At 62.8% G+C, this 16,931-nt stretch carries 8 protein-coding genes; 4 read left to right on the top strand and 4 right to left on the bottom strand.

The genetic code is table 11. The features are described 5' to 3' along the window. Positions 1 to 298 precede the first annotated feature (298 nt). The 3 genes from ACODTJ_RS09875 to ACODTJ_RS09865 all read right to left on the bottom strand — a co-directional run bounded on the left by ACODTJ_RS09875 (position 299) and on the right by ACODTJ_RS09865 (position 13,653). Entirely contained in the window at positions 299 to 11,596 is an 11,298-nt protein-coding gene (locus tag ACODTJ_RS09875; RefSeq protein WP_488848410.1) for a putative Ig domain-containing protein, read from the bottom strand. A 319-nt stretch (positions 11,597 to 11,915) separates the two neighbouring features. After that, the gene (locus ACODTJ_RS09870) at positions 11,916 to 12,674 is read right to left on the bottom strand and encodes a GntR family transcriptional regulator (protein ID WP_488848408.1); all 759 of its coding nucleotides are present in this window, start codon (positions 12,672 to 12,674) and stop codon (positions 11,916 to 11,918) included. Between the two features lie 385 nt (positions 12,675 to 13,059). After that, positions 13,060 to 13,653 (bottom strand): hypothetical protein, encoded by a 594-nt coding sequence (locus ACODTJ_RS09865; protein ID WP_488848406.1) that lies wholly within the window; start codon positions 13,651 to 13,653, stop codon positions 13,060 to 13,062. A 300-nt stretch (positions 13,654 to 13,953) separates the two neighbouring features. On the opposite strand from ACODTJ_RS09865, the gene ACODTJ_RS09860 reads away from it, so the two are divergent. The 3 genes from ACODTJ_RS09860 (at position 13,954) to ACODTJ_RS09850 (ending at position 15,342) form a co-directional block, all read left to right on the top strand. Further along, on the top strand, positions 13,954 to 14,484 hold the full coding sequence (locus tag ACODTJ_RS09860; protein WP_488848404.1) for a transglycosylase SLT domain-containing protein: 531 nt from the start codon (positions 13,954 to 13,956) through the stop codon (positions 14,482 to 14,484). A gap of 64 nt (positions 14,485 to 14,548) precedes the next feature. Further along, positions 14,549 to 15,037, top strand: coding sequence for a hypothetical protein (locus ACODTJ_RS09855; RefSeq protein ID WP_488848402.1), 489 nt, complete (start codon positions 14,549 to 14,551; stop codon positions 15,035 to 15,037). A gap of 14 nt (positions 15,038 to 15,051) precedes the next feature. Next, on the top strand, positions 15,052 to 15,342 hold the full coding sequence (locus tag ACODTJ_RS09850) for a hypothetical protein (protein WP_488848400.1): 291 nt from the start codon (positions 15,052 to 15,054) through the stop codon (positions 15,340 to 15,342). A 6-nt stretch (positions 15,343 to 15,348) separates the two neighbouring features. Here ACODTJ_RS09850 and ACODTJ_RS09845 read toward each other — a convergent pair whose 3' ends face one another. Continuing rightward, positions 15,349 to 15,840, bottom strand: coding sequence for a L,D-transpeptidase (locus ACODTJ_RS09845; protein ID WP_488848397.1), 492 nt, complete (start codon positions 15,838 to 15,840; stop codon positions 15,349 to 15,351). A 119-nt stretch (positions 15,841 to 15,959) separates the two neighbouring features. Here ACODTJ_RS09845 and ACODTJ_RS09840 point away from each other — a divergent pair, with 119 nt between their 5' ends. Beyond that, positions 15,960 to 16,874: a hypothetical protein gene (locus ACODTJ_RS09840; RefSeq protein ID WP_488848395.1), complete on the top strand. Its 915-nt coding sequence runs from the start codon at positions 15,960 to 15,962 to the stop codon at positions 16,872 to 16,874. Positions 16,875 to 16,931 lie beyond the last annotated feature (57 nt).

Below are 16,931 nucleotides of genomic sequence, written 5' to 3'. Positions count from 1 at the left end.
ATTTTACCATCGGTCGAATCCGACAATCGAAGAAATTTCTCGGGCTTTGTGATGGATTCGCCCCCGAGATCTGAAGGATTGAAGGAACAGGAATTCGAACGATTCGAGCGACTTCGCCGTGCTGTCGATGACGGCGTGACCGAGGCAATCGGCAAGGACTCTTCGTCTAAATCAGCGCGGTCGAGCGCTCGGGCATGCGCGAGCTCCAAAACGGACAAAGGAGCGCGCGGTCAACCTCTGGGCTGGCTGGAAGGCACTTTTGGAACTTGAAAGGGGCGCCACGGCGCCCCTTTCTTTGTCACTGGACGTTGATGATGATCTCGTCGCTGGTCACCCCAGCGTTGCGGCTGTCGGTAGCGCCGAACTTGTAGCCTCGCCACCGGCCCGGCGCGGTGGCGGCCGTGACCGTGCCCGAAATCATTCCGGTCGCAGCACTATAGCTCAGGCCCGGCGGGAGCGAGCCGCTGACGTAGTCGCCATTCGTTCCATTTTGAGCTGTGCTTGCGCCAGTGATGATGGTGGGATTCCAAGCCAGCGTTCCAATCACATTCGAAGCAGTTGCCTGGATGCTGATAGGCTGTCCCCGCACCGCTTCTGTGACCAACGGCGCCTGAATCGCCAGCGGCTCGCCCGTCACGACCTCGATGATGATCTCATCCGAGTTCACCGAAATGTTCCGGCCATCTCTGACGGCGATCTTGTAGCCTCTCCAACGTCCAGGCGACGTGGTGAGTGAGACAGTTCCCTGGATGGTCCCCGTAGCCGCGGAATAGCTCAGGCCCGGCGGCAGACTACCCGAAACGAAATCGCCGTTGTGCCCGTTCAGCACAGGTGCGGAGCCCGAGATAATCACGGAGTTCCAAACGGGAGTACCATAGGCGTTCTCGGCATTCGGCACGATCTGGACGGCCTCGCCCTGCCTGACGGTGACGTATAGCGGCACCTTCACGGCAAGAACGGGCTTCGGCTGGACGCGGATGATGATCTCGCCGGTGCACGCTGATCGGGCGAGCTCGTCAGTACCGCAGATGCGATAGCCACGATAAAGCCCTTCAGCCAAGCTGACCGCAGGCGTGCCCAAAATGCGGCCTCGGCTCGCATCGTACGAAAGGCCCAGGGGCAAAGCGTTCTGCCTGAACGTGCCCTGTCCGTCGTTGATCGTGTTGGCGAGGATCGTCAGAGAGCCATTCCAAACGACCGACCCGACGTTCCCCGCGGGGACGGGAGAGAAGTCGACCGGTTCATTCACATTCACGTCGATGATCCCCGGCGCCGTCAGGGTGAACGGCTCGACATCAGCGATGCGGATGATGATTTCCTGGGTCTGCCCCCGGAAGCTAGCTCCCTGACTATCTGTTGCGACAAGGCGATAGCCGCGGAAGATGCCGGCTTGCGTAGGAGTGCCCGAAATCGCTCCCGTGGAGCCGTTGAAGGTCAGCCCTGGCGGCATGGAGGCCGTGGCAAACTCTCCAGCGTTCAGCGCGTTGACGGAGATGATCTGCGCCTGAAGTGTCCAGCTGACAGCCCCTACCGCGTTGCGCGCCGTCGGAACCACGTTCAGCGATTGCCTGCGCGTTCCGTCAATGTAGGGCATCACGTCGACAACGACGTTCGGCCGGTCAGCAATATTGAACGTCACGGTGCCGCAGGCTTGGCCGGCTGCCGTGGGTGCGCAGACCTTGTAACCATACCAGCGTCCGCCGGTCGACGGCCCCAGCGCGGATGCCGAGAAGCGTCCGGTCGTGGAGTTGAAAGTCATCCCTGTCGGTAGCGAGTTGACATAGTTGACCTTCCCGCCGGTCAGGCCAGTGATGGGCGTGAATGTCAGGGTGTACGGTCCAGTGACCTGCGCGGCCCCGGCGAGGGCCGGCGCTGCGTCGACCTGACCGTTGGCAACGGCGTCGACCGTGTTGTCGTTGCCGTAGCTCAGGGTCGGCGTTCCGGATGCGGGCGCAGCCTCGATGTGGAAGTTCGGCGCCGACATCGCGATGTTCTGGTTGACCCCACCAACAGAGCGGGTCTCGGTACCATTCACATAGTAAATCCCGGTTCCATATGTGCCGGCCGTCGGCGTCCCCGTGATCTGTCCGGTCGTTCGATCGAAGGCCAACCCATTCGGCAACCACCTGCCATCGCTAGATGCCGAGAGGGCCGTCCCATTGTAGTAGTAGAGGTTGTAGTTGGTCGTTCCCTCGACGTTCTCGACCACAGGCTGGATGGTGATAGGCGCACCTATGACGAACGACGTCCGCAGGGGATAGACGATCGTCGGAGGAGACCAGTCCGTGATGTTGATGGCGAACGCATTCGAGCTAAAGCCGAATGTCTGGCCCTGGCGCGTCTCCTGCCCGTAGAGGCGATAGTAGGACTGTGGCGACGTTGCCGCTTGAGGAGTTCCGCTGATGACGCCCGTGGTGGTGTTCAGGGTCATTCCCTGCGGAAGCGAGGCCGTCGCCCAGTTGCCCCCGGACAAGCCATAGACTGAGAAGTTCCCGAGCGTACCGGAGACACCCGTGACCGTCGGCGTGATCACTGCTGGCACACCGCGAGCAACCTTCACCGAGGAATCGATCGAGATGGTCGGCGTCGCCCAATCATTGACCGTGATGACCAGCTGGTTTGAATAGACGGTCTGGACCTGTCCGTTTCGGTTCTCCGTCAGCCAGATGCGATAGGCCTGATAGCTCGACAGCGAGGACGTCGGAATGCCTGAAATCACACCGGTGGCGGGATTGAAGGTCACCCCCGGCATGACCGCGGTGCCGGGATTGAAATAGCTACCTCCCGACAGGCCCTGGAGGCCCATGCTCTGGATCGTTCCCGCCACTCCCTGGATGATCGGGGCGATCTCAATGGATTGACCGCGATTGACGGTCACATTGTTCGGCAGAGTGATCCTTGGCATTTCCCAATTCGCGATCCCAAGAACGAATTGGTTGGAATAGGCGGTCACATTCCGCGCGTCCCTGACCAGGATGCGGAAGGTCGTCATGGGGACGTTCGGGACAACCGTGGTGCCGCTGATCGATCCATTCGCGGGATTGAAGGTAATGCCGGCCGGCAGATACGCGGCGTTGAAGGCGACCCAGCTTCCTCCTGACGCGGCCTGCAGGGTGTAACTGGTTTCACCGACGTTGCCGGTCACAGCCGGCTGCATCCCGAATTCCTGGCCGCGCACAATGTCGTATTTGGGCGCTGTGGTGACCTGGATGGGGGTCCACGCGTCGATCGAGAACGTGAACTGGTTCGTCGTGGCGGTCACGTTGGAAGGCGAACGGTAGTCGATCACGACAATGCGATACGACTGCGAGCTGGTCGTGGTCGTGGGAGTGCCCGAGATCACTCCCGTCGTTGTATCGAAGCTGACGCCAGTCGGCAGGTTTGCCGAGGAGGCGGCGTACCAGTTGGCACCGGAGTACCACTGGAGCGAATACGTCTGGGACGAGCCTGTTGCCCCATTGAGGGTCGGGGAGACAGAGGTGGCCACACCCATCTTGAAGTTCACAACCGACGGCATCGTCGCGGTGAAAGTCGTCGATGCAGCGTTCACGGTGATTGTGAAGGCGCGCGAGGTAGCGGACAGCCCATCGCCGTCGCGGACCACGAGCCGAAGGTCATTGGTCGACCCCGGGGCGGTGGGGGTTCCGGATATCCTGCCGGTGGCAGTGTCGAAGGAAAGGCCGGCCGGTAGCGTCCCGACCATGCTCCAAACGAGCGTCGGGACAGCTGAGAGCGCGCTAGGGGTGAAGGAGAAGGGGCTGCCTACGACCGCCGTCTGCGACGCGACGACCGCGATCTCGGGAGCACCATTGACGTTGATGATGTGGCTGACCTCCTTGGAAGCGCCGCGCGCGTCAGTCGCGCGAAGCTTCACAAGGAAGTTTCCAGCCTGCGTGGGCGTACCGGTTATGTAGCCATTGCTGGCGTTGAGGCTGATGCCCGTGGGCATTGGTCCCTGGACGACGCTCCAGGCGACCTCCCCGTCCCCTCCGGTGGCAACGGCGTTGGCGAGATATACCTTGCCGACGCGGTTGTTCGAGCTGACCTCGGTAACCGCGGCCGTGAGGCCGTCCTGGACCACCAAGGTCACCGTCGGGGTGACGCCAAACCTGGAGGAATCCGTCGCACGCAAGGCGAACTGATAGCTTCCGTTGGTGATGGGAGTTCCCGTCACGGCGCCGGTCTGGTCGCTTGCAGCGAGCCCTGGAGGTAGCGTCCCCGAATTCAGCGACCAGAAGACATCGCCAACGGCGTTCTGAACGGTGGGCACGATCGAGATAGGCGCGCCGCGGCGAATTGTGTAGCTGCTCGAAGCAAACGTCGCGATCGGGGCCGCACGGTCGGCGACCGTCAGGGTGAGCGAAGGCGTGCTGGCCGACTGGTAGTTGTAGGTCGCCTGGATGCTGAAGGTGTTTGTCCCCGCAGCCAACGGGCTTGGTGTACCGGAAATGACACCGGTGATTGGATCGAAGGTCAGGCCCTGCGGCAGCTTCCCGTTGATCGACCACGAGGCGTACTGACCGACGGTCTCGTTCTGCAGATAGGCAACGGGCGCGAGCCGGAAGGGCTGACCCACCGTCGCCGTGAAAGCAGTCCCGCCGGCATCAACGATGAACGCGTTTTCGCTCACAATCAGGGATAGGGAGGCCTCGGCGATTGCTCCATCGCTGTCCGTCAACCGGACGGTGACGACCGAAGGCGCGGAGGAGGCATCCGTCGGCGTGCCTGCGATGGCGCCCGTCGACGTCGAGAAGGTCAGCCCGGCAGGCAGGGTGCCGGTGATAGCGAACAACGGCGTGCCAATGAGATCCTGCGTCCGCGGGAGGACGTTGCTGTTCACACCGGGGCGCAGGATGACGGCCTGATAGGTGATCGAGGGTCCAGCCTGAACACTCATCGTGTACGGGAGCGTTGCCGAGGCCTGCTCGCTGTCGACGATCCTGATAACTGGCTGATAGGTGCCGAAGGACGTCGGGGTTCCCGAAAGCGACCCGGTCGAGGAGTCGAGCACAACGCCGGGGGGAAGCGAACCGGAGCTCACGCTCCATGTCACCGAACCAACGGCGTTCGCGACGGCGAACTGAGCCGTCGACCCGAGACCCTTGCGCCATTTCTCGGCCGCGGCGCTCACCGAGATGACGTTCCCCTCCGCGACAGCGATGGTGAAATCCTCGGAATAACCGGTGATCGACGTCGCCGTGTTCAGCGCGTTGATCCTCAGCATCCCCGACGATCCCACAGAGGTTGGCGTTCCGGTGATGGAGCCGCTCGCGGAATTAAATGTCAGGCCCGCGGGAAGCGTCCCGGTCAGCGACCAGGAGACCGTCGCGATGTTGGTCGACGGAACGATGCTGAAGGGCTTGCGGACCTTAGCGAGAGGGACTTCTCCAACGAAGACGTCAGGCGCGTTGGTGACGGCGATGCGAATGTTGTCCGAGATCGCGTAGAAGCCGTCGGTATCGCGGGCGGCGATCTTGATCGTTGAGGTGACGGTGGCAGCGCTGGAGCCAGTGATCGCTCCGGTCGTAGCGTTAAGCGACATGCCGCTCGGCAGCTGACCGGTGTAGACCTCGTACGAGAGCGCCCCGAGATTGTTCCTCACGGCGGGAGTCAGCGAGATCTGCTGCCCAGGTGTGAGGGCGGTATTGGACGCGTAGGAGATCGTGGTGGCAGGGAGGATGTTCGCGGACACCTCCGTGGAGGCAGTCTTGCCGTCCAAAGAGTCCTTGACGCTCAGCGCGTAGACCCAGGTGCCTGCAGCATTCGCCGGGGGCGTCGCGACGATGACGCCTGTGGCCGAGTTGATGCTGTAGGGACGGGGGACCCCAGAGATGGTGGTCAGCGACCAGGTCGGCGTCCCGCTTACTCCGATAGCCGTGGGCGCCGCAGTGGTGAAGGACACACCAGCGCGCAGAGTATAGCTCGGCTGGCTCGTGGTCACCGCCATTCCCGAGTTCACGGTGATGCTGAATGGCGCCGAGGTGACCGCTTTGTTGTCGGTCGTGTCGGTCAGAGTGAGGGTCAGGCCCGGGAAATTCGTCGACGCGGCATAGCCGGTCGGCGTGCCCTTGAGGCGGCCGTTCGCGGGGTCCAGACTGACACCGGTGGGCAGGGTTCCGTTGACGGTCCAGTAGCCAGCGTTGGCGTAAAAGAGGTTGCTCGCCGAAGGAACCAACGCGGCGGTCTCAACGGGCATGTCGTTTCGGAGCGAAACATCCCGCACGCCGCTGATGGCCGGGTTCGGCAAGGCGCCCAAAGTGAACGTCGCCCGGGCTTTCGCCTGGTCATAGCTGTCGGTTGCCGTGAGGGTCGCCACCGTGGGGGAAAGGGCGGTCGCCGGCACACCTCGGATATGGCCCGTCGAGGGGTCGACCGAGAGGCCAGACGGCATCGTGCCGCCAGCAACCGAAACCGAGTAGGACACGGTCGCGCCGGCCTGGCCGACGAGCGTCGGCTGTCCGAGGTCGATAAAGGAGCCGATGCGGGCGAAATAGGCGTTCCCGAGGCCGCTGAGGACGAACTTCGGTCCGATGGTCAGCGAAACCGGCGGGGAGTCTGCGATCGACTGATCATTGCCGTCCGTGACCCGGATCATGAAGAACGCAGACCCAGGCGCGGAAGGCGTTCCCGAGACGCGGCCAGTCGCGGTGTCGAAGATTAGCCCGGCCGGGAGCGGATCGCTGCCAGGCTGGAAGACGAGCGACCACGTTGGTGTCCCAGCCAATCCCGTCGCCGTCGCGGAAATCGAAATATCATCGCCGACCCGCTTCTTGACGGTGTCTGCGGAAACGGTGACGGAGGGCTGGTTGAAGACTGTCAGGGTGAAGGGCGCGGAGGACGCTACCTTGCCGGTCGAGTCGGTTACGATAAGCGTTAATCCGCTCGTGGTGACGACCTCGCTCGGCGTGCCGGTTAGCACGCCGGTTGCGGCGTTCAGCGTGACCCAGGACGGAGGGTTCGAGCCCTGTCCCCAAGTCCACGTGGCTTGCCCGATGGCGTTGATGACCGAGGGGCGGGCGCTTGTGAACGGCGTGCCATTACGAGCAGAGAAGCTGGTCGGAAGCCCCGCGACTCCCAGCCGACCGACGACGTTGATACCGATATCGACTTCCGCAGATTTCTCCTGATCGAGCGTGTCCGTTACCGAGAGCTTGAGGGGACCAACCTTCGTCAGCTCCCCGGGCGCGGTGCCCGTGATTGTGCCGGAAGCAGCGTTGAAGTTCGCCCATCCGGGCAGGGTCCCACCCGTGAGCGACCAGGTGAGCGCACCTCTCTGGCCGACAACCGAAGGCGCGGGCGTTGCGAACGGCTCATCGGCGTGGACGGAAACCGTTCCAGGCGCTCCGACCGTCAGTTTCGGAGCGATCTGGACCGACAGCGACACGCGCAACGTCGCCTGATCGGCCTCATCACGGACTTCAAGGTTCGGGGCGAAATTACCTGAAAGGTTCGGAGTTCCACTGAGAGCACCATTGGCGGTGTTCAGGGATAGGCCGGACGGGAGGTTGGACTTGGGAGCGATCGACCAGACGAGGGTTCCGATGGCTCCGTTGACCGTGACAGGTGTCATGCTGAACGGCCGCTCGATGCGTCCGCCGTAGCTCTGAGCCTGGTTCGCGACGGAAAGACCAGGGGTCGCGGTGATTGTGAAATTTGGGCTGGTGCTGACCGCGCCGTCGGCCTCAGTCCCCTTCAAGGACAGCGTCCAGGCACCGGTCGCTACAGGCGTTCCGGTGATGGCGCCGGTTGCCGCATCCAGGACCGCCCAAGGGGGGAGTTCGCCACTGGAGACAGTCCATTCCATGGTCGTGACGGCGCCGGTAACGACCGGCTGAAGCGCCAAAGGCGCTCCGACACGAAGCGATTTGCTCGCGACGGCGATTTCAGCCGAGCTCTTCGTATTCAAGGTCAACGGAGAAAGCGTCGCAGTTCCGCCAGCGGAGTCCGTCAGGAGCAACGTGACCGTGTGGGTCGAGGTCTCAGTCGGCATGCCCGAGATGACGCCAGTCACCGCGTCGAGGGTTGCCCAGCTCGGTAGTGAGCCCGCTTCGACCGACCACGAGATCGTGCCCTTGGCGTTGAAGACGCGTGGCGAATCACTTGCGAACGCGACGCCGATGCGGGGGGTGTAGGTCGTGTGATCCGACGAGGCCGAAAGGCCCGATCCGATGGCGATCGAGAAGGGTGCCGAAACAGCAACTCCTCCGGCAGCGTCCGTCATCCGAAGCGAAATGCCGGTGCTGGTTTCGATCTGGGTGGGGGTGCCGAAGATCTTGCCGGTGGTCGCGGATAGCGATGCCCAGCTTGGCAGGGTTCCGCTCTCGATCGTCCAATTCTGGACGCCGACAGCATTGGTCACGGAAGGCGACGCGGAGAAGCCCTCATCGCGGGCGCCGGGATACTCCGATGCCACGGTGATCTGAGGATCACCCATAACGGAGATCGTGAACGAGTTCGTCCGGGCCGTCGCTTGATCGAAGCTGTCCGTCAGCGTCAGGATCAGACCGGCGCTGGAAGCGGGTGCGGACAACGTGCCTGAGATGACGCCCGTCGCGCTGTTCAGGACGAGGCCGGCAGGGAGCGTTCCGGCCGTCAGCGTAAAGGAAGGCGAGCCAATCAAACCCGCCATGGTCGGAGCCGCGGAGGAGATTGGCGTATTGACGTGGAAGCCGAGGGAGCTCGGGACCGAAGCGGTGAGCGTCTGGCGCTTGACCGGGATCTTGAAGATCGTTGTCTGCGCGTTGGTCCCGTTCTCGTCCGTAACGCGGACACGCAGACCGGCGGTCTCTGTCAGCGCGTCCGGTGTGCCGCTGATGCGCCCGGTGGCTGGATCAAAGCTGGCCCAAGACGGAAGCGTTCCGGAAATGAGCGACCAGACCAAGGTTCCTTGGGCACCGCGCACGACTGGCGCCGGCGCAGTGAAAGGCGTGCCATAGGTAGCGGCAAGCTCCGCGGGGTAGGCCTCCATCGACAACGGCGACGGTGCGACCGTGATGGCGAATGCGTTGGTTGAGGTCGTGGCGCCGGTGGAGTCCTGACCGGAGAGAACAATCCCTTGGAAGGCCCCAACTGTGCTCGGAACGCCCGAAATGTGACCGGTCGCAGCATTCAGACCGAGGCCCGGGGGCAGCGTGCCGCTGCTGACAGACCACGTGACTGCACCCTTTGCGCCCACCACTGAAGGGCTCGCACCAAAAGTGCTCCCTTGAGTTGCCGTGAGGCTCGCGATCGAGGCCGAGAACACTGGTGCGTCGACGACGGAAATGGTGAACGGAGAGCTGCGACCGCCGCGACCAAACCGGTCCGTGACAATGAGGCTGATCGCCCCGCTCACTTCTGCCTGCGGCGGAACGCCGGAAATCACACCGCTCGTGGTGTTCAAGGTAGCCCAAGAGGGCAAGGTGCCCGAGTCGACGGCCCATGTCAGCGGAGCAAAGGCGTTGGCAACGGACGGGGCGGCAGCAAATTCCTGGCCCGTGGTTGCGATGCGCGAGGCCATGGAAACAGTCGGGCTGCTATCCGACGGTGCGATCGAGAAATCGAAGTAATTCGAGACGGCCGAGTTTCCAACTTGGTCCGTCACAAGGATCGACAGACCACTCAGGTCTCCCGAAACGGTCGGAAGGCCCGAGAAGCGGCCACGGAGCGTATCGAACGTGAGGCCCTCGGGAACCCGCCCCGTTGCAAGGGCATAGAACTGGCCGCCCTGCCCGCCAGATACGGTCGGAACTGCCGTCGTAATCTCTTCGGCGACCTTCGCCTGCAGCGTCTCCGGCATCGAGATCGCCATCGGCGCAGAAGGCGTTACAGCGATCGAGAATGTTGAGGAAATTGCCTGGGCATTGTCGGCGGAGTCGGTGGCGCGATAGGACAGGCCAGAAATTACCTCCGGAGACGCAGGGGTTCCCGCGATCGTGCCAGTCGCGGACTCGAAGAGCGCCCAGCTCGGCAGCGAACCCATCAGCGACCAGCTCACAGTGCCTTTGGCGCCGCTGACCGTGGGTGTGTACTTGAAGAACGTGTTGGTCGAGGCCGGAAGGCTCTCGGGGATCGCAGCGATCTCAAAGGCGATCGGCTCTTCTTCGGGACGAACATCGATCCGGAAATCGCGCGAAATCGCCCTTATGCCGTCCACCGAGTCGCGGACCTGGAGCGATGTCTGGACTGCCCCGACGGTCGTCGGGGTGCCGGAAACAATGCCTGTGACCGTGTCAATCGACAGCCCGGCGGGCAATCCGCCCGAGATCGACCAGGTGGGCGTCCCGATCAGGCCCTCGACCACGGGCGCAGCCATTGTGAAGGGTTTATTGACCCGGGCAGCCGGGACAGAGGGCGCCCCGATTTTAAGGCCCTTGACGATGTTGATCGTGGTCGGTGCGGAGGTTGCGGTTGCTCCGTCGAACAAGTCGACCACGGTGAACGTCACGCCTGGATAGGAGGCTATCCCGCCGACATCACCGAAGAGGGAGCCGTTAGAGTAGCTGAACTCGTAGCCGGGCACCGATCGCGACATCGACCAATAGCCGCCGGCGAGCAGGTTGCTCGCCTGCGGACGAACGAGAAGCTTGGCGCCCTGCCCCTGGCGGAAATTGTAGGTTGCGCTCACCGCGATCGTCGGCGCGTCTGCGACGTTGATCGAGACAGGAGCGGAGATGGTGGAGGCGCCGGTCGTGCTATCGACGACCTTGAGCGCGACGCCCGTGGCATTTCCGGTGGAAACAGCGGTTCCTGAGATCGCACCAGTGCTGGAGTTGAGGGAAAGGCCAGCTGGCAGGGGTGTGCCCTCTTCGGACACCGTCCAAGTATAAGGCCCTGGCGTTCCGGTTGCAGTCGGACGGATCTCATTCATCGCGCGAGCGAGGCGAGCCGAGATCTTCGAGGGCAAGCCCGCGATGTTGATCGACGACGTGACCGCGATCGCAAACTCCGAAGAGGATCCGGTGGCGCCGTCGGCATCGGTCACCGAAAGCCGAAGGCCGGTATAAGTCCCCTGCTGACGCGGCGTGCCGCTGATCGAGCCCGTGTTGGGATTGAGGCTCAGGCCAAGCGGAAGCTGGCCGGAAAGTGTCCAGGCCTGCGAACCGAACACAGGGCGCGCGTTGGGCCGCAACGCGAACTCGTCCCCGGTCTTGGCGGTGTAGCTCGGTGAAACCGTGATCGTCGGGACCGGCTGGACATCGATGATGAGCGATGGGCTTTCGCCCCACTTCCCGTTCGCGTCCACGCCTTTGAAGCGGGCCGCTTGCGAGGTCTGGATGGCGGTCGGAACACCCGAGATTAGGCCGGTGCCCGGGTTGAAGGTCAGTCCATCAGGAATCGCCGTTCCGATGCTGCTCCACGCGATCGTGCCGGTCGCATTCTGCGCGGTCAGCTGCAGCGAAAAGGGAACGCCGAGACGAGCCCGGACCTGCACGGGAAGATAGATGGCTAGATCGCCGGTGCCGCGAACGGGACCCTCTTCGCCAGGGGTTCCGGGATTCGTCGGGGTCGCGACGCTCGACACAGCATGTCGGAAATAAAACGCCTGCTGGGCGAAAGCGCCCTGCGGGAGCGCAATCGCGACGGCCAGGACGGCACTGATGATACGGCGAAGCATTTTCTGCTCTGACCCCAAGAACCAGACACCAAAGTCCTTGATGTGTAACTGGCTTCCTTGCTCACTTCCATAGGCGCGAACCGCGGGTCCACCAACCGCTTATGGATAATGGGGTTTTACCATCGGTCGGACGGAGGAATAGCCCGACATTCGAAGGAATTTTCAGGACTGATGATGGATTCGCTACGAGATTTGAAGGATTGAAGAAACAAGAACCACAGCGATTCGAGCGAATTCGTCGCGAAATGCGTTTGACGCAAGCAAGGATCGCGCGTGGGATCGATACCGCGCCGCATCGAAATCAGGGGTGTCGGACGGCTCAGCGAATTTCGACGCTGAAGGTGAAGTCGCCGGCGGCGCCGCGCGCGGCCCGGTATTCCATCGGCTCGCCGGCATAGTCGTAAGCGATGCGCGTCAACACGACCATTGGCTCGCCTGGTCGGGCGCCCGTAACGCCATCGGCCTCAGTCGCGCTGTCGATGGAAAGCGTTTCGACGACAGAGGCAACCAATTGGCTGCAGCTGGCCTCGTAGATTGGGTACAGCAGGCCGTTCAGGGATCCGTCCCCGAGCTCCAGCAGTCCATGAAAGCGCTTCCGTGGGAGCCAGATGCGCTCGCTCAGCTCGGGCTTTCCACCAACGGAAGTCAGGCGCCGCAACTCGATGACGTCCTGGACCTTGCGAAGCCGTAGTTTATCGAGGGTTGCCTGGGGCGGTTCTGGATCGACAAGCACCGCCGAAGCCTGGATAGGTCCGACACCAGTGATCGGATCAGGATATCCCTCTCCCGCGGCTTCGACTGGAAGGTCGGGGTCCCGAAAAGCCCTATAGAGTGACTTCTCGAAGCTTGGGCGTCTGATGAAGGTGCCTCGCCCTCTCGTCCGCACCAGCAGCCCATCGTCGACCAGAGTCTCGATTGCCTTGCGAATGGTGCCCATCGACACCTGAAGCTTCGAGGCAAGCTCTGTTTCTGGGGGAATTGCCGAACCGAACGCCCAATGGCCTTCCGCGATATGTTGCGCGAACTCATTTCGCAGGCGGACGTAAATGGGGATCCTGTGATCCAGCGCGTTTGGCATGGGTGCTTCGGTTTGAACGGCCGATTCTCCGAAAGGGAAACGGGCCAAAGGGGTAGTCGGTACGCTCGTACGTCAGCTTCCATCGGCTCTGGTCTACACGCCGGCACCTCGGTCTCTGGCCTACTTGAGCGGTTGTTGCCGAGGAACCGTCCGTTGCCAAGCCCTCCTGGGTAGTACCTGGAAAGAGGGATGGCGCCTCAGCCCGTGAGACATCGCCGGAAACGCGGGATTCACAGGGGGTTTGGCGGATCGATTGCGAGCGTAGGACCGTTCTTCGATAATCCTTGAACGACACGGATTTTTGCTAGCGTGTCCTTCGAGCGACACCCCGAAGGTGAGATGGTACCGCTCATTCCGTGTCGCGAAACCAGTCCGGCTGATTCGCCTAAGGTCGTAGAGCCGTCGTCAGCCGGTGTTCGAGCTGCCCCAGGTCCACATGGCGCTTGAATTTGGCAAGCAAGGCCTTGTTCCAGGTATCGGCCGTGCCGCCTGGTTTCAGTCCCGCTCGAAGGGCAAGCGTTTCCCCTGGCCAGAAACGGTGATCGCCACCCGCGCCGAAAGTGAAGGCAAGGATCGCATCGGAGGCAGCCACCCGTGTGTTGCGCTCCTTGAACCCGCGATAGGTCGCGGTCATCGCGCCCTTCTCGGTGGCACGCGAAAGCTCCGCGAGGCTGTCGATCCCACAGGCCCTGCTGAATGCCTCGTGGTAGAAGTTCGCGGTGCGACCGTCGCCACGATCGGCATAGGCACTTCCCTGCCAGGGCGCGGGCAGATGCAGCTGGAGCTCTGTCACCACATCCTCAAGGAAGAGCGTCACGGCGACGTGGTCCGCGAAAGCGGCGCCTCCCGAGATCAGCCTGGTCGCCCCAACGTCGCGCACCATGACGCGCGCCTCGGCGCACATCTCCGCGTACAAGTCCGGGGTCATTCGATCGGCATCGTCGCGCCGACCAGCTGAGCCAATGATAGCGAGATGCATCGCAAGTCCGACCGGAAAGTTGAGCTCCTGAGATCCTACTGAGCAACGCTGAAATTGGCACGCTCCTTCTCCACCGACGGCGGAAATATGGGATGGCCATCCACGGGCGATTGATGGATTACTCATTTTATCCTTGTTCCAGTCGCGAACCGATCCTAGTCCTTTATCTCCGGGAGATTGATAGCCGCAGCGGCGCTCTCCTGATTGAACCGGATCGGACGATCCATTCCTTTCGAGCTGACCGTTTTCAGCTCTCTCACCGTAGGCCCACAGCGCCAACGCAAAACGCGAGACTACGGAATGAAATTCTCACGCATCATGCTCACGGCGATCGCTGGCCTGTCTCTCGCAGGCTGCGCGCAGACCCGTGTCCAGACCGCAGCCGTTGCGGAGCCGGCTCCCCAGGCCGTCAAGGCCAGCAGCAACACGGTCGGCAAAGTCGCCCGCACGCCGGTCCACGACCTCGTTACCAAGGTCGCTGAGCGCAAGAAGGTTCCTGTTGCGCTGGCTCATGCCATCGTTCGCCAGGAGAGCAACTACAACCCGTCCGCCGTCGGACGCGGTGGTCCGCTCGGCCTCACCCAGATCAAATGCCAGACGGCGCGTGGTCTCGGCTTCAAGGGCGATTGCTCCCAACTGAAGGATGCCGAGACCAACCTGGTCTGGGGCCTGGAGCATCTCCACCGCGCGATCCGCCGCGGCGGCGCCTCCTGCAAGGGCGTTGCGCTGCACCAGATGGGGCTCTACGCCACGCCCCGCTGCACCGCTTATGGCAGCGAGGTCATGACGATCGCAGCGAACTTCTCGCGGACAGGTGTCGCTTCTAAGTGACTCGTCGCGACAGATCAATTCCGAGGGGTTTCGTGGCGCTTGGATTTGAACTTTGATGCTCGCGATGCTCGGACGCCTCATCTTTTCCGTCCTCGTTGTCGCGGGGCTCATCACTGGTGTGGTGCTGTTCTCGTTTCCGCGAGAGGAGGTGAAGCCGGCTTCGCTCTCGCCCGAGAACGCCTTCCTCAAGTCGATCCGGACGGCGCTTGCTGAGCGGGGGCAGTCGCGGGAGGTCTATATCGACCTGACCGAGAAGGTGCGGCCGCATTTCGAAGCGAAGTCGCTTGAGGCGATGATTGAGGACATCCGCGCCGTGGCGGCAGCAACCGGCGAGATCAGCTCAGTCCCGCTCAATCCGGATGGCATCGCCAATCTGCTTCGCAGTGGCCAGGAGGTCGCTCTTGGCTTCAACCGATCGCAAATACGCGCGCTCGCCGGAACGTCCGAGGGTCTCGCGAGCGAGGATCGCATGCTCATCCGCCTTCGCGGAGGGAGCTTCTCACACCCGCGGGTGGAGTTCGCTTCCCTCCTCGATACCCGTGTTTATCCCTGACGCCCGAGACTAAAATGACTGATATCGATCGCGCTCCGCCGAGCCGCGTCCGCACGCTTCTGACCCGGGCCGTGATGGCTCTCGGTGTTCTCGGCTTTGCCGCCTATCTGATCGACGACCTCTACGGTCTCAGCAAGCTTGGCGACAAGGTCATGGAGATTGTCGGGAACGTCCTCGCGGCCTTGTTCCTCCTTACGGTGGTCAAGCTCCTGTGCGAGATGTACTGGCCCTGGATCCGCCTCAAGCTGATCTGGATGGTGACTCTCGCCGGTGTCTGGGCCTGGTGGCGGATCGGCGGCTACTGAGCGTTTCTATCGAACTTCGACCGAGGCGCCGGCGCTCACGAGCTCGTAGAGCTGGGTGACATGGGCATTGTGCATCCGGAAGCAGCCGCTGGAGGCCGCTCGACCGATTGATCCCGGTGCGTTTGTGCCGTGGATGCGGAGAGCGCCCTCGGCGAGATAGATTGCCCTGATGCCAAGAGGGTTGCCGGGCCCAGGGGCGACATAAGCCGGTAGCCGCGGGTTCTCGGCCCGCATCGATTCCGTCGGCCGCCACGGTGGGTTCTTCGCCTTGTTGATGACACGAGTGCGGCCGAACCATTGGCGCCCCTCGCGCCCGACGGCGATCGGCCAGATGTGTGCCTCACCATCCGCCCGAACGAAGTAGAGCAGCCGTTCGCGGGTGTTGATGACGATCGACCCCGGCCGCCCGGGCCCGTCATAGGCATAGACCAGCTGAGCGGACGCCGGCTGGGCGAGCGCGAATATAAGGATTGCGGCGAGAAGCAGGAGCGTGAGCATCCTGCGACTATGCCTCGAGGCCGTGCATGGTGGAATTCATTTGGCCGCGCCTTGTGACAGGCATCCCCTCGCGGCATTTTCACAGCAAGCCGGACCGGCCCAGATCAAGGAATTCCTCAATGCCGCATCCCGAGCTCCACCGTCTGCCGGAAGGCGCGATCTACCGCATGATCACCGACCGCGTGCAGTTCGAGGACCGTATCCAGCTGGAGTTCTCGGATCCGATCCGCTGCCTGCGCGTCGAAGACGGTGTACTGCAGCAGGGCCGTGGCGACGTGATCTCCCATGACGAGTTCAACGCGGACGCCTTCCGCTGCACCGACGATGGCATGCCTATTCTGCCGGTCGACACGCCTATTTCCTTCCAGGTCGAGGCGCTGCGCGAAGCTACGAAAACGATCGATCCGACGCCGGATCTCAGCGCGCATTTTGCCGACATCGCCGCGCTTCGGCAGCGGATGCCCGAACTCGACGCTCTCGACCCCGAGGCGCGCAACGATGCCCTCACCTATGACGCGATGACGCTCGACCTGAAAGATCCGCGCGTTCCCCAGAAATACATCGGAGAGGTGACGTCTCGCGCTCCGGAGAAGGCAGAGCTCGATCCGGTGATCATGCGGATCGAGCAGGAAACGCGCGTCGCGCCCGAGAGCTGGCAGCGCGTCGTCGACATGCCTCGCTATCAGCAGGAGCCGCTTCGGGCACTTGCTCGCGCCATGCTCGCTCCCGTGATCGGCAACGCCGCTGATCTCGAAGATATGCGCGTCCTCATGATGACGCGCGCCGAAGTCGAACGCTCGGCGGCCATGAAGCGCTGGGTTCGCAATTCCGACGAGAGCCGGGAACTTGATCCCTTCAGCCATCCGACGCTGCCGGGCTACCAGACCGGCGTTCCGGTTTTCGCAGAGAAGGACGGCGTCGGCGTGGTCTTTTTCGACGATCACGAAGGCTCGTACGCTTACGCCTTCGCGACCGATCCAGAGCTGAAGCTCGAACTCAAGGATGACGAGCCCCCGGCCCCGCGGTTCTTCTGAAGATAGTCGCTGCGGCGCACCAGCTAGAGTTTCAGTTACGGTCAGGGAAAGGCCGTA

Source organism: Allobosea sp. FG18, assembly GCF_057809495.1.
Note: the sequence above shows the minus strand (reverse complement) of the source record. Positions and strands in the feature narration are given on the sequence as shown.

Coding starts and splice junctions, on each gene's coding strand:
- ACODTJ_RS09875 (WP_488848410.1), bottom strand. CDS start 11,596: ATGCTTCGCCGTATCATCAGTGCCGTCCTGGCCGTCGCGATTGCGCTC.
- ACODTJ_RS09870 (WP_488848408.1), bottom strand. CDS start 12,674: ATGCCAAACGCGCTGGATCACAGGATCCCCATTTACGTCCGCCTGCGA.
- ACODTJ_RS09865 (WP_488848406.1), bottom strand. CDS start 13,653: ATGCATCTCGCTATCATTGGCTCAGCTGGTCGGCGCGACGATGCCGAT.
- ACODTJ_RS09860 (WP_488848404.1), top strand. CDS start 13,954: ATGAAATTCTCACGCATCATGCTCACGGCGATCGCTGGCCTGTCTCTC.
- ACODTJ_RS09855 (WP_488848402.1), top strand. CDS start 14,549: ATGCTCGGACGCCTCATCTTTTCCGTCCTCGTTGTCGCGGGGCTCATC.
- ACODTJ_RS09850 (WP_488848400.1), top strand. CDS start 15,052: ATGACTGATATCGATCGCGCTCCGCCGAGCCGCGTCCGCACGCTTCTG.
- ACODTJ_RS09845 (WP_488848397.1), bottom strand. CDS start 15,840: ATGCTCACGCTCCTGCTTCTCGCCGCAATCCTTATATTCGCGCTCGCC.
- ACODTJ_RS09840 (WP_488848395.1), top strand. CDS start 15,960: ATGCCGCATCCCGAGCTCCACCGTCTGCCGGAAGGCGCGATCTACCGC.